This window comes from Streptomyces eurocidicus, from assembly GCF_002891295.1.
Taxonomy (GTDB): domain Bacteria; phylum Actinomycetota; class Actinomycetes; order Streptomycetales; family Streptomycetaceae; genus Streptomyces; species Streptomyces eurocidicus.
On the sequence record NZ_LGUI01000002.1, the window covers coordinates 982065 to 995894 of the forward strand.

Below are 13830 nucleotides of genomic sequence, written 5' to 3' on the forward strand. Positions count from 1 at the left end.
TCCGGGCCGGCACGGGGGCGGGGTGCGGGCCGCCGTCCTACCGTCCGGGCAGTGGCACATCCATCTCGCCGCGCCGTACGGGTGCGCTGACCTTGTGGAGGTAGGTGGCGACCTCGCGGTAGGAGGACCACATGCTCACCTCGTGGTAGGGCACACCCTGCCGGGCGCAGTAGGCACGGGTCAGTTCCCGGGCACGGCGCAGGTTCTTGCCGGGCATGGAGGGGAAGAGATGGTGCTCGACCTGGTAGTTCAGGCCGCCGTAGAGGAAATCGGTGAACGGGCCGGGGCGGATGTTGCGTGAGGTGAGGACCTGGCGTTCCAGCCAGTCCAGGGATTCCAGGCTGCCGCCGCGGATTTCCATGCCCTTGTGGTTCGGGGCGAACAGCAGCCCGAAGTAGACTCCCAGGCACGCCTGTTGCACGGCGATGAAGGCCACGGCCAGGGCGGGGGAGAGGACGGTGAAGACCGCCCCCAGGTACAGGGCCAGGCGGACCAGCAGGAGCGTGCTCTCCAGCACCGGCCGTCTGGACAGGCCGCCGGCGATCGCCCGGACGGCGGTGCGCTGCATCTTGGCGGATTCCAGTACCAGCAGGACGAAGAACAGCACGCTCTGGTAGCGCACGATCAGGCGCTGGGTGCCGCGCCGGGCCGGGTACTGCGAGAGGTCGAAGATCGCGGTCCGGCGGCCGATGTCGGGGTCGAGTTCGAGGTGGTTGGGGTGGCTGTGGTGCCGGTTGTGGTGGTGAAGCCACCAGTCGAAGCTGACGCCGTTGACGAAGTCGGCGTGGAAATAGCCGACCGCCAAGGCGGCCCGCCTGCTGCGGAACATCGCCTTGTGGCCGGCGTCGTGCCACATGAAGGAGCTCTGCGCGCCGCACATTCCCATCCAGGCGGCCACCGGGATCTGCCACCAGGAGTCGCCCACCAGGAAGAACGCGCCCAGGCCCAGCACCAGCAGCGTGGTGTTGAGCGCCAGGCGGCCCGCGTAGTAGCGCGGTCTCGGTTCCAGCAGCCCTTCGGCCTTCACCCGCTGGAGCAGTTCGGCGAACGTGGCGGAGGCTCCCGCCGGAGGCTGCTCGGTGGTCGCGTACGCCGCCCCCGCGCCGCCGGCCGAGGCGGCGCCGGTCCGGGTGCTGCGCTCGTACGGAGACTGCTGCATGTGGTGCTCTCCTTAAGGCGGGGCGAGGGCAAGGGAAGTCTTCCCCGCGGTGCTGATGCGGTGCTGATGCGCACCTGACCACCCCCCACCCGTCGCATCGCCACCGTCCGCCCGCCGCCCGTCCGCTCCGGGCAGGGGGCTCAGCGCCGTCGTTCCGGTCCGGGGGCCAGGCGTGTCTCCAGCGCGCGTACCGCCGTATCGGCCTCTCGTGCCGCTTCGGGGTCGTCGGGCTGCGCCAGGACCCGCATCAGGCTTGTCACCAGTGCCTGCTGGAGGGTCTCGGTACTCACCTCGTGCGACGGTGCCATCCTCGTGCTCCTTACGAAGGCCCGGAGGGCAAGGGGCGGTTGATTCACAGGGCGTTGCAGGCCCGGAAGATATGGACGAAGGCGGCCGGAGACGCCTGACCGTCGAAGGCCACGTACTCCGGGATCATCTCCCGCGCGCCCCATTTGAGCTTGTAGGCCAGCTGTGTCCGGGCGGGGTAGAGGGCCTCGCCGTGTTCCCACAGATAGTGCATCAGCCACTGGAAGGCCGGGCTGTGCCCGGGGAGCTCGGCGGTGTCCCGCAGACCGGTGAACGGGGTGAACCCGAAGTGCAGCCAGGGCGTCCCCTCGCTCTGGAACACCCCGATCGCGTGGGCGTTGAGGGCCTCCATGAGGCCGGGGGAGCCGCCGGGCACCCGCCGGCTGAGATCGTGCAGCCAACCCGGGCGGGCGCCGTGCACCGGCGAGTAGGAGAGGTAGGCGACCACCTGGTCCTCTATCGTGCCCACGAACAGCCGCCGGTGCGCCTGCGCGTCGCCGCCCACCTCGCCCACCAGGAACTCCAGCTCCCGTACGTGCTCGCCCTTGGCACCCAGCCAGGCCGCGTCGACGGCGCGCAGGCGCGCGTACCAGTCCTCGGGCCGGGCCGCTTCCTGGATCATCAGGCCGTTGCGCAGGGCGCGGGAGATCTTGTTGCGCAACTGCATGAAGGGGGTGCCGCGCAGGGTGAAGTCCTTCAGCGGCAGCGCCCAGGAGGCGCCGATCTGGTTGACGGTGAAGCCGCGCCGGGCGTAGGCCCGTGCGTCGCCGTGCTGCAGCTGCACACCGACCAGGTGGAGGCCCTGGCCGGTCACATGGGCGCGGAAGCCGTCGAGGAGGGGGCCGTAGGAGTCGTCGGGGGCGAACGGGCCGCCGAACTGCACGGCGTAGCGGCCGGTGCGGCGGTAGACGACGACGCCGTCGGTGCCGGGGAGGGTGAAGGTGTCGTTGCCGCGGTTGAGAGCGAGGAACGCGCTGGGGTTCTGCGCGCCGGTGTAGCGGGCGACCGCCCGGAGGATCTGCGCGTCGGTAGCGGTGGCGGACAACGTCGGGCCCCCTCCTGGCGATGCGTGGCGACGCACCGAGTAGAGCACCCCGGGCCCCCTGCCGGAAGGGACCGGGAGGGAATTACGGGGCGGGTACGGCGGTGTCAGCCGCGTGTCAGGTGTGTGTCAGGAAGGGCTGGCACTGTGGTCCGGGCGAGCGGCTCCGTCGGCGGGGCGGCCCGCCGGGAGAGGTGCCCGGAGCGGCTTATCGGGGACCGCGGTGCGCGGTCGGGCGCAGGCCCGCGCAGGTTCGAATCCTGCCCTCTCCGCCCAGGGCCCCAGGTCCGGGGGCTTGCCTTCGCTCTCCGCTTCCGGCTGCCCCGCGACGCTGTGGCGTGGCGGGCTTCAGGCGGGCGCGAAGGCGAGGACGGCGTTCTGGCCGCCGAACCCGCAGGAGTTGCTCAGGACCAGGCCGGACGGCGCGGTCGCGGGGGAGGAAGCGACGTCGATGTCCATCCGGGCGTCGAGCGTGGTGAGGTTCGCGGTGGGCGGGACGAGGCCGTGCTCGGCGGTCAGGACCGCGAAGACCGCTTCCACCGCCCCCGCGGCGCCCAGCAGATGCCCGGTCACCCCCTTGGTGGAGGTGACGAGCGGACGGCCCGTCAGCACCCGGTGGATCACCCTCGCCTCGGCCAGGTCGTTGAGCGGGGTGGAGGTACCGTGCGCGTTGACGTGCCCGACCTCGCCCGGCGAGGCGTCGGCGTCGGCGAGGGCGGCGCGGACAGCGGCCTCCAGACCGCGCCCGCCCGGGTGCGGCGAGGTCATGTGATGGGCGTCGGCCGACGCCCCGTAGCCCACGATCCTCCCGCGTACCCGGGCCCCGCGCGCCCGCGCGTCGGCCGTCCGTTCCAGCACCAGGATCCCGGCGCCCTCCCCGGCGACGAACCCGTCCCGGTCGGCGTCGAAGGGCCGGGACGCGGCCCCCGGATCCCCCTCCCACCGGGAGAGCGCCCCCATCTGCGCGAAACCGGCCATCACCAGGGGGGTGAGCATCGCCTCGCTCCCGCCCGTCAGCACGATGTCGCACCGGTGGAGGGCGAGCAGGTCACGCGCGGTGCCCACGGCGCTCGCCCCCGAGGCGCACGCGGTGGCCACCACCAGGTTGGGGCCCAGGGCCCCGAACTCCAGGGCGGTCTGACCGGCCAGCATGTTCGGCAGCTGCATCGGCAGCAGCAACGGGGACACGCGCGCCGGGCCCTCCCCGAGCAGCACCCGGTGCTGCTCCTCCACCGTCACCGGCCCGCCGTCCGCGCAGCCCAGGACGACGCCGACGCGGGCGCCGTCCCAGGTCGCCGGGTCCAGTCCGGCGTCGGCGACCGCCTCCCGGGCCGCGACCAGGGCGAACTGTACGAAGGGGTCCAGGCGATGGGCGCGGCGCGCGCCCAGCAGCCGGGCCGCGTCGAAGTCCGGCACCCGGCAGGAGATCCGTACCCGGTGACGCGCGAGGAGGGGGTCGAGGGCGGCCGCCGGGTGCCCCTCCGCCACCGCCTGCCAGCTGGGCCCGACGCCGATCCCGCCCGGCGTGACCAGACCCAGCCCGGTAACCGCCACGTCGACACCGCTCATGACACCCCCGCGTCCCGTCCCTTAGCCGGGGCCCCGGTGGGCCTGGAGCTGCCCCCGATCGCGTCCCCGGCTACGTCCCCGGCCGTGTCGTCGGTGGCCGGGCCTGTGCCGCGGCCGACCCCGGCGGCGACCGTGCCCGCCGCCCGGCCCGCCGGGCCGGTCGTCCCGGGCCCGGCCCCGCGCCCGCCCGCCCGGACTTCCCTCTTCGGCTCTTCCCACATCGTCGGGGTTCCTTCCCGGACCCGTCCGGCCGGCAGGCCGCCCGGACAACAGCACGCACGGCGGAGGCGAAGAGCGGGGGAGCGGGCGTGCGTCAGGGGGAGGGCAGGGCCGGCCAGGTGACGGTGGTCGCCCCCCATGTCAGGCCCCCGCCGAACGCCGTCAGCAGCACCCGCTCGCCCGCCCGTACCTCCCCCCGCGCCGTGGCCTGCGCCAGCAGCAGCGGGATCGAGGCGGCCCCGGTGTTGCCGACCTCCTCGATGTTCGACAGCCGGCGCCCGGGCGCGATACCGATCCGGTCCCCGACCGCGGCCAGGATCCGGGCGTTCGCCTGGTGCGCCGCCAGCCGGTCGACGTCCGCGACCGTCCAGCCCGCCCCCTCCAGCGCCGCGTGCGCGGCGTCCGCCATCCGCTCCACCGCGTGCCGGAACGTCTCCCGCCCGCGCATCCGGAAGAACTCCTCGCCCACCGCCGCGGGCCGCCCCGAGGACCGCTGCCGCGACCCGCCGGCCGGCACCTCGATGAGTTCGCCCAGCTCTCCGTCGCTGCCCAGGACCACCGGACCCACCGCCCCCGCCTCTCCCGCCTCCCCGGCCCGTAGCACCACCGCCCCGGCACCGTCCGCGAAGATCACCGCGGTGGCCCGGTCCCCGGGGTCGATCAGTGTGGTGAAGGCGTCCGCCGCGACGAGCAGTACCCGCTCCGCCCCGCCGGAGGCGATCAGCCCGCCCGCGGTGGCCAGACCGTAGAGGAAGCCCGTGCACACCGCGGCGATGTCGAACGCCGCGACGCCGCCGAGCCCCAGCCGCGTCGCCACCTCCGGCGCCGTCGCCGGACACGGCCGGTCGGGAGTGGTCGTCGCGAGCACCACCGTGTCGACGCGCCCCGCCCCGGCGGACTCCAGCGCCCGCCGCCCCGCCTCCACCGCCAGGTCGGAGGTGGCCGTGCCCGGCGCGATCACATGCCGGGCACCGATCCCGGTGCGGGTACGGATCCACTCCTCGGACGTTCGCAGACGGCGCGTCAGATCCTTGTTGGTCACCACATCCGGCGGTACGTACCCCCCGACACCCGCCACGACCGCCGTCCGCCCCGCGGCCGGACCTCCCGTGCGTCTGCCCGCCGCACCCGTACGCGTGCCCGTCCCCGTGGTCATGCCCGGCCCCGGGGCGGCGGTCCGGCCGGCACCCGCGCCGGCAGCCCCATGTAGGCCATGCGGGACTCGGCCATCTCCTGCGTCCACCGCTCCGCCATCGCGTACCGCTGCCCGGCGGTGGTGTCCACCATCCGCACCCCCGGCCACAGCTCGTAACCCCCGATACGCCCCGCGTGCGCGCGCATGCCCTCCTGGAACAGCTCCTCGCGGTGCAGGACGTACCCCCGGTCCGGGATCTCGTCCCACAACCGCGCTCCCTCCCGCAGGATCTCCAGCAGCCGGGGGCGGTAGGAGGGGTGCGCGGCCAGGTGATCGCGCAGGATGGTCGCGGCCACCGCCAGGTGCCGGATCTCGTCGATCGCCGCCCCTCGGGAGATCTCCCCGGTCGCCGGCGACAGCGGGGCCCACTTGCGCTCGCTCAGCTCCGCCGCCGGCGCCAGGACCCCCTCGATGACGATCGCGAACACCGCCACCCCGCCGGCGAAGTCGCCCCGGTCGCGCACGATGTCCAGGGTGAAGTCCACGACCGGGTCGAGCACGTCGCGCCGGTAGCCGGCCCCCATCTCCGCCAGATCCTCCAGCAGGCTCCGCGCCGGGCATCCGACCTCGACCAGATGCTCGCGGAAGACCCGGGCGTGCCGTGCCTCGTCGATCAGCTGGGTCGCGTAGAACTCCATCTCCGGCACCCCCGGTGCCAGTGGGACGTAGTGCCCCAGCAGCCGGGTGGCGGCCTCCTCGGCCAGCGCCCGGAACCCGAACTCCAGGACCAGCGCGTCCCGCAGCGGCCCGTCCTCCTTCAGGAAGTCCGGCACCAGCGCGTCCGGGTGGTGCCCGGTGGCGCCGCGATCGCGCAGCGTGCCCTGGGCGACGGAGGTGAACCAGTAGGCGAGATTGCACTCCCGGGGTCCCAGGGCCAGCTCCTTGGCGCCCTCCAGCAGCCCCGGGGCCCGCTCCCAGTCGGCCTCGGGTGCGACAGCCGCCCCGGCATCCTCGGAGGTAGGGGAAGAGGTCATTCGTGTCACGCTCCTTGTCCGCAGCGGGCCGGTGCCGGCCCGGTCCGGTCCGCCGGGGCGCACCGGACCGGGCCCCGTTCACGCCAGCTCCAGAGGACCCCCGCCGAAGTACCGCAGCAGCGGCCGGGCCGCCCCCGCCCGGGCCGGCGGGTGGAAGGCCAGCGCCCGCACGGCCCCCGCCATCCGGGCATGGTCGGGGCCGCGGACGAAGTCCAGCCCGCCCAGCAGCTCCAGCGCCTGCGCGGCCACCACCGGCAGCGCGTCCTGCACGGTGTACCGGGCGACCAGCACGGCCGCGACCGCCGCCTCACCGGACAACCCCTCCCGCACCGCTCGCGCCGCCCCCTCCAGCACCGCGATCGCCGCCTCCAGACGCACCGCCAGCCCCGCCCGCTCGTCCTCCGTACCCCGCTCACCGGCCATCACGGCCTCCACCAGGGCACCGGCGGCCCCCGTGTACCCGGCCGACACCAGCATCTCGAACCAGACGAACCCGGCGGTCTGCAGATCGTCCAGCCGGTGCGGATCTCCCTCGGAGGTCCGCACCACCAGCTCCCGGGGGACGAAGACCTCCTCCAGGACCACCTCGTCGCTCTCCGCGCCGGCCAGCAGATCGCTGCCCCAGAACGGGCGCACGCTCATCCCCGAGGTCCCGGCCGGCACCAGCGCCAGGGCCAGTTCGCCGCGCCCGTCCTCGCCCGGCACCGCGACGCTCGCGGTGAGCCAGTCCATGGACGCCGACAGGCTGCACGGCTTCTTGGCGCCGGTCAGCAGGTAACCGCCCGCCACCGGGCGCGCCGTCACCGACGGGGTGAGGATGTTCGCCTGCGTACGGCCCTCGGCCCACCCCGACGCCATCAGCTGCCGTCCGGGCACCACCTGGTGCAGCATCTCCAGCTGCGCCGTACTCAGCCGTCCGCCGTGCCCGGCCAGGGAGTAGAGCATGGCGGCCGTGAAGTGATGCATCGTCACCGCAGCCGCGAGCGAAGGCGACGAAGCGCCCAGGGCCCGCTGGACCGCGACGGCCTGCACCGGGTCCGCGCCGTGCCCGCCGAACGCGGTCGGCACCAGCAGCCCCACCCCGTCGTGGGCGCGGAACAGGCCGATCACCGGCCCGCCCGCCCTCTCCCGCTCCGCGTAGGGGACGGCGGCCAGCGCTTTGAGGAGCCCCGGGTGGTAGTGCTCGCACACCTCTCGGGCCAGATCGAGGGAACGCAACGGGCGACCTCCGCTCATCAGGTGCTGCTCATCAAGGCCACGGCGAACGTGTACGGGCGGAGCCGGTGGGCCGGCGCGGAACGAGGAGAGTGCGGCAAGCTCGGGTGAGGTCCGTTCCGTCCCGGGCGCAACCGATCGTGTCAGGCGCCCCTGACCTGTCGCTGACGCGGAGCTGATTCCCGGCCCGCCGGGCGGGGCACGATGCCGTCCTCTCGCCGCGCTGTCCGCCGCGCGGGTGCGCGGGCACGGGCGGAGGCCGGTGCACCGGGGCGGTGTACGAACAGGCCGCACTCCGGGCGGTGCACGGCCGGCCTCGGCCCGCCCGCCGTCGTGCCCCACCCCGCCTCGTCTCAGATCTTGTCACCGCACCCGCCCCTGTTCCTGTCCCGCCATGGCCGGACCACCGGACGCCCGCATCCCGGCAGGTGACGTAGAGTCACCTTCTTCGGCCTTGACAGGCCGGAGTCCTGACGGGACCCCCGTTGAACCACCGCATCTCCGCCGACCCTCACACCGGCACCACTCCGGACGACAGCGCGGGTCTGCCGGCCGCCGTCGCCCGCCTCACCGACACCCTCGCCGGACAGGCGGGTGACCCCGGGACAGGCTGTCACCAGTGCTACGGCGAGGAGGAGGTCGCCGAACTGCGCGACCCCCGCGCCCCGCTCTCCGACGACCTGGTGCACTACACCGCCCGGGACCTCACCCACTGGCCCCGCTCCGCAGAGGCGGCTCGCCGCGTCCTGCCGCGCCTGGCCGCCCTGGCGGCCGCGGGGGAGTACGTCGGCGAACTCGAGGGCACCGCACTGCACCAGGCGGGCTGGCAGACCTGGCCCCAGGACCAGGCCGACGCCGTCTGCACCTTCCTCGACGCCTACTGGACCACGGCCCTGCGCCGGAGGGACCCCGACCACCCCCTCGATGACGTCTTCGCGTTCTGCTCCACCGCCCACGGCACACCGGCCCCCTGCCTGGCCCGCTGGGAACGAGAGCGGCACCCGGCCGCCGACGCCCACCTTGCCGACACCGCCCACGGGTGGATCGAGGACCTCCTGCTGGACGCCGTCGACCCCGTCGACCCTCTCTGGTCCACCAGCCCCGGCTCAGCCCCGGACCCCGAGGCCCAGCTGCGCACCTGGATCCTGACCCACGCGGCCCCCCGCCTGCGCCGCCACACCACCGACCCCGCCCTCCGCCATACCCTGGACCGCCTCCAGGCTCTTGGCCTGCCCATGGGCCGCGACAGCGTATAACGCGTATGCGCGTCAGCATTTCGGCGACTCACCCGAAGTACCGCCACAGTCAATCTTGCTGTGAGTACAGGGCTGTGAACCAGCCGTATTGGCTTGAGAAAGTTCCCGGCCCTCGGGCCTGTGTCGCACAACACAGCGATCGAGGGGGCTTATGGGGTGGTTTGTTGAAGTGGATCCCGCCCCAAAGGTGTAGACCGCATGCTTCAGGGTCCTCTACGTTCACTTGCCGCGACCTTTACGTGGTCTTCACGTTCGGCTCTGGGGAGGGCTGGGGGATGGTTCGTCGTGCGCGCACGCGCGCTGTCGGTGGTGTGATCGCCTGCGGATTAGGCATGGTGCTGGCAGCCGGAGCGCTCCCAGGAGGAGGAACGGTGGCCGCTGCCCCCGCTGCGCGAGGGCCTGCCTCCGCCCAGTTGTCCGGTAAGGCGAATGACGGGCTGTCAGCCTCATCGGAGCGGGAAGCCCTCGCCCAGGCCAGACGTTCCGGGCAGAACGTGGAAGTGCTGTCGCAGCGTGGCGAGAGCCGCGATGTCGTCGCGACTCCCGCCGGAATGCTGGAGGCACGGGAATACCTGCGGCCGGTGCGTGCCCGGTCCGACGGTGAGTGGAATCCGGTTGACACCGCGTTGGTGAAATCCGCCGACGGTGCGATCACACCGCGCAGTACCACCGTCGGCCTGAAGTTCTCCGGCGGCGGCCGCTCCCCACTGGCGGAACTCGACAGGGCGGGGCGCAGACTCGCACTGACCTGGCCCACCACACTGCCGACCCCTCGCCTCGAAGGCGACACGGCGACCTACCCCGACATCCTCCCAGATGTCGATCTACGCGTAGCAGCCCAGGCGGACGGATTCACCCAGCTACTCGTCGTCAAGTCCGCGAAGGCCGCGGCGAGTCAGGACCTGACACAACTCCGCCTGAAGATCAGCGGTGAAGGGATTTCCGTCCGCCGGACCGACCAGGGCGGCCTGGCCGCAGTCGACCGCGGGGCCGGCGGTACGGTCTTCGAGGCGCCCACACCGATGATGTGGGACTCCAGCCCGGGCAAGGGATCCCGCGACGCGGCAGTCACCCGGAAGACCTCGCCGAGACCTGGGCAACCAGCCGGTGTGACGCGCGGGGACAGCCGTCAGGAGCCCGGTCCCGGCGAGTCCGGTGCCCTCGTCCGCGTCGGCGTCGACATACTGCCCGGCGGCGACGAACTCGTCCTGACACCGGACAAGAAGGTCCTGGCCGGCACCGACACGGTCTACCCGGTCTACATCGACCCCCAGTGGTACGCGCCCCGGTCCTCGTCCTGGACGGTCGCCTCGAAATACTGGGCGAACACCCCGCAGTGGAAGTTCAACGGCGACAAGGACGCCGGCATGGGCTACTGCGACTGGATGCACTGCAACCCCGGGGACACCAAACGCCTCTTCTACCAGATCCCCACATCACAGTTCGCGGGCAAGTCGATCCTGTCCGCAGAGTTCGTCGTCCCCGAGACCTGGGCCGCTTCCTGCCAGAAAAAGGGCGTTCAACTGTGGCGGACCAAGGAAATATCCGCCTCGACCACCTGGAACTCGCAGGACTCGTCCGGTTTCTGGCTCAAGAAGCTGGCCGAGTACGACTTCGCCTACGGCTATGAAGGCTGCGCGAGCGGCGACGGCGAGTTCAAGGTCCTCGACGCGGTCAAAGAAGCCGCGTCGAAGTCCTGGCCCTCCCTTACCTTCGGACTCCGGGCCTCGGACGAGAACGACACCTACGCCTGGAAGCGGTTCTCTGACCGTGCCTACCTCCGGGTGCAGTACAACACGCCCCCGCCCCAGATCGCCATGTCCCAGCTGACTATGGCCTACGGCGGGACCTGCAGGATCCCGGAGAAGGCCGTTCACATCCGCAGCCTCGGGCAGGTCTATGCCAACGACGTCAAGGACCCCGACGGCGACGACATCGCGGTGGAGTTCCAGGCCGAATGGGACGCAGGCGACGGCAAGGGCACCCTGGCCCGGTGGACGCCGGGACTGACCGGCTTCAAGAAGTCAGGGTCGGACTTCACGATGACCTTGCCGTCCACGATCACGGTCAACACACCCGTGAACTGGTACGTACGCGCTTACGACCACCAGGGCTACTCCCCCTGGTCCTTCGCCGGGTCCCCCAGCGGCTGCTACTTCGTCCGCGACCCCAAGACGCTGCCCGCCCCCGGAGTGACCTCCCGCGACTACCCCGAATCGCGGCCGGCGGACCACGCGGGATCCGACGACCCCTGGTTCGACGGAGTCGGCAGATACGGCACGTTCACCGTCGGACCGGCCTCTCAGGACATCACCGGGTACATCTACGGCATCAATGGCGACGCCACCCCGAAGAACACCCTGACCACCACGGAGGGCGCCGCGAGAGCCGTCAAGGCTCTGCCCGAGCAGCCCGGCCTGAACTTCGTCACCGTTCAGTCATTCGACGCCGCGGGCAACATGAGCGAGCCCTACACCTACCGCTACAAGGTCCGCCCCGGCCAGCCCGAACGCGCCGCCTGGGCGATGGACGACGGCCCGCAAGCCATCCAGGCTCAGGGCTCCGCCCCCGCCCGCCGCGCGGAACTTCACGGCGGATCGTTCACGGGCTCCGATGGGGTGATGGGCGGGGCGCTGTCACTGAACGGCACGGACGGGTACGCGGGCACCGACATCCCCGTCGTGGACACCTCCGGCGGCTTCTCGGTATCCGCCTGGGCGAAGCTGTCGAAGAAACCGACCGAAGCCGCGGCGATCGTCACCCAGCCGGGCAACCACACCCCGGGGCTGGAGTTGTACTACTCCAAGGACTACGACCGGTGGGCGTTCAACCAGTACGCCTCCGACACCGCCGGGGCGCTGCCCGTACGCGTGATGCAGAAGAACCCGGGCGGCGCCACACCAGGGGAGTGGACCCATCTCGTAGGGGTGTACGACAGCGGCGACGCCGAGCTGCGCCTGTTCGTCAACGGTCGGCTCGAAGGCACCGTCGCCTACAAGTCCCCGTGGGACGCGCGTCGCGGCCTGCAGATCGGTGCGGCGTCCTTCGACGGGAAGCCCACCGACTTCTTCCCAGGCCAAATCGACGAACTCGAGATCTTCAACAAACCCGCGTCGGCGAGCGAGGTGTCCCGCCTCTACGCCAAGGAGCACATCCGCGGCCCCGGACGCCCCGCCCGCGCGATCTTCGCCTTCGACGAGGACGCCGGAGCAAAGGAAGTCAACGGCCACGCCGACGTCATGCCCGCCGTCTTCCACGGCAGCCCTCAGCCGGGCACCGAAGGCGCCGACGGCCAGGCACTCTCCTTGGACGGGGTGGACGACTACGCCAGCGTCGACGCACCCCACTTCAACACCATGGGCAGCTTCGCCGTCTCCGCCTGGGCCCGGTTGCCCAGGAACAAACCTCAGCACACCTCGGTGGTCCTCACCCAGGCAGGAACGAACGCGAGCGGCGCCGAGCTGTACTACTCACCCACCTATGACCGGTGGGTCCTCAACCAGCACACCAAAGACACCCTGGACGCCCCGTCGAACAAGGTCGTCCAGAACGCCGGCCCCGCCCCGCAGGGAAGCGAGTGGACACACCTGGTCGGAGTCCGCGACATCGTCTCCGGCACCCTCACGCTCTACGTCAACGGAATCCCCGCCGGGACCGTCCCGCTCAGCAGCCCGTGGTACGCCGACCAGCGGCTGCAGATCGGGGCCGGTTCCTACGGAGGCAAGCAGGACAACTTCTTCGCCGGAGACATCGACGACGTCCGCATCTACGACCGGCCCGCCTCCGCCCGCGAGGTACAGCAACTGTTTCAGCAACGAGCCCTGGTCAAGGGGCGCTGGCAGTTCGACACCACCACCCCCGGCACCCCGGTCCTCTCTCCCGACGCCCTGACGGACAAAGGGGCGGTACGCCACGACATGACGGTCACGGGCAAGGCCGCGATCGCACCCGGCCGTGTCGACCAGGGAAGCCTCAAGCTCAACGGAGTGGACGCCGCGGCCACCAGCGGCGTACCGGTCGATACCAGCGGCAGTTTCACAATGACCGCCTGGGCGCAGCGCGTGGCCGACAGCCCGGGCCGTGCGATGACGGTGATGAGCGCGGAAGGCACCCGCCGGAACGCTTTCACCGTCCGCTATGTACCCGGTCCGGATGAAGCGGGAGGCATCGAGGGGCGCGGGCGCTGGCAGGTGGTGCTGCCCGGCAAGGACACGGACACCGATGTCACCGTCACCACGGTGGACAATCACGCCTTCGAGGACGTCGGCACCTGGAATCACCTCGCCCTTGTCTACGACGGCTTCGCCAACGAACTCCGCCTCTACGTCAACGGTGCCCTGGAGGAGTTCGCCTGCCCCGCGCCCGCCGAAGTGGCGAGGGCCGGCACCTCGGCCTGCACCGACCGCCTCTCTCAGGCCGGTAACGCACTGACCTTTCGCGCCACGAAGGCGCTCCACATCGGCCGGTCACTGCTCATGGGCACGGCTGATGAGTACTGGTCCGGTCAGATCGACGACGTATGGGCGTTCCAGGGGGCCCTGACCGAGGCCCAGGTCAAGAGCCTCGCGGCAGGCAGAAGCGGCCTGCCCACCCACGTGCCCAACGAGTGAACGACCGAGTCCGGCAGGGCAGGGACCGCCCGAGCGGTGCGATACGGGCACCCGGCCCCTGCCCAGCCACGACGCGGAAGGCTTCCGCAGTCCCATGCGTGCCAGTGGGCACGCTGATGCCTCAGTGGGGGATGACGAGGGATGAACGGCAAGGCAAGAGCACGCACGTCGGCATGGAGAGCGCGGACAGCGCTCGCCGTGTCAGGAACGCTGATAGTCACACTGGTACAAGGTTCGGGGTTCCCCGCTGCGGCCGGTAACGTCAAAGGCTGGCCAGGAGTACCT

General features: G+C 71.8%; 9 protein-coding genes and 1 tRNA gene. 3 read left to right on the forward strand and 7 right to left on the reverse strand.

What is annotated here, in order from left to right; genetic code table 11:
* Positions 1 to 37: 37 nt before the first annotated feature.
* The 3 genes from AF335_RS09115 to AF335_RS09120 all read right to left on the reverse strand — a co-directional run bounded on the left by AF335_RS09115 (position 38) and on the right by AF335_RS09120 (position 2510).
* Entirely contained in the window at positions 38 to 1159 is a 1122-nt protein-coding gene (locus AF335_RS09115) for a fatty acid desaturase family protein (protein ID WP_102917758.1), read from the reverse strand.
* Between the two features lie 140 nt (positions 1160 to 1299).
* Entirely contained in the window at positions 1300 to 1467 is a 168-nt protein-coding gene (locus tag AF335_RS34510) for a hypothetical protein (protein ID WP_170127641.1), read from the reverse strand.
* Positions 1468 to 1511: 44 nt separating this feature from the next.
* Positions 1512 to 2510 (reverse strand): bifunctional lysylphosphatidylglycerol flippase/synthetase MprF, encoded by a 999-nt coding sequence (locus tag AF335_RS09120; RefSeq protein WP_102917759.1) that lies wholly within the window; start codon positions 2508 to 2510, stop codon positions 1512 to 1514.
* Positions 2511 to 2695: 185 nt separating this feature from the next.
* Here AF335_RS09120 and AF335_RS34515 point away from each other — a divergent pair.
* Positions 2696 to 2779 (forward strand) — tRNA-His (locus tag AF335_RS34515).
* A 76-nt stretch (positions 2780 to 2855) separates the two neighbouring features.
* Here AF335_RS34515 and AF335_RS09125 read toward each other — a convergent pair.
* The 4 genes from AF335_RS09125 to AF335_RS09145 all read right to left on the reverse strand — a co-directional run bounded on the left by AF335_RS09125 (position 2856) and on the right by AF335_RS09145 (position 7682).
* On the reverse strand, positions 2856 to 4076 hold the full coding sequence (locus AF335_RS09125; RefSeq protein WP_102917760.1) for a beta-ketoacyl-[acyl-carrier-protein] synthase family protein: 1221 nt from the start codon (positions 4074 to 4076) through the stop codon (positions 2856 to 2858).
* Positions 4077 to 4389: 313 nt separating this feature from the next.
* On the reverse strand, positions 4390 to 5451 hold the full coding sequence (locus AF335_RS09135) for a beta-ketoacyl-ACP synthase III (RefSeq protein ID WP_102917762.1): 1062 nt from the start codon (positions 5449 to 5451) through the stop codon (positions 4390 to 4392).
* On the reverse strand, positions 5448 to 6464 hold the full coding sequence (locus AF335_RS09140; RefSeq protein WP_102917763.1) for a ferritin family protein: 1017 nt from the start codon (positions 6462 to 6464) through the stop codon (positions 5448 to 5450). Before AF335_RS09140 ends, AF335_RS09135 begins: the two co-directional genes overlap by 4 nt.
* Before the next feature lie 78 nt (positions 6465 to 6542).
* Positions 6543 to 7682, reverse strand: a complete 1140-nt coding sequence (locus tag AF335_RS09145; RefSeq protein WP_102917764.1) for an acyl-CoA dehydrogenase family protein — start codon at positions 7680 to 7682, stop codon at positions 6543 to 6545.
* Positions 7683 to 8164: 482 nt separating this feature from the next.
* Here AF335_RS09145 and AF335_RS09150 point away from each other — a divergent pair, with 482 nt between their 5' ends.
* Entirely contained in the window at positions 8165 to 8935 is a 771-nt protein-coding gene (locus AF335_RS09150) for a hypothetical protein (RefSeq protein WP_102917765.1), read from the forward strand.
* A gap of 629 nt (positions 8936 to 9564) precedes the next feature.
* Positions 9565 to 13545: a LamG-like jellyroll fold domain-containing protein gene (locus tag AF335_RS09155; RefSeq protein WP_244926966.1), complete on the forward strand. Its 3981-nt coding sequence runs from the start codon at positions 9565 to 9567 to the stop codon at positions 13543 to 13545.
* Positions 13546 to 13830: the final 285 nt, after the last annotated feature.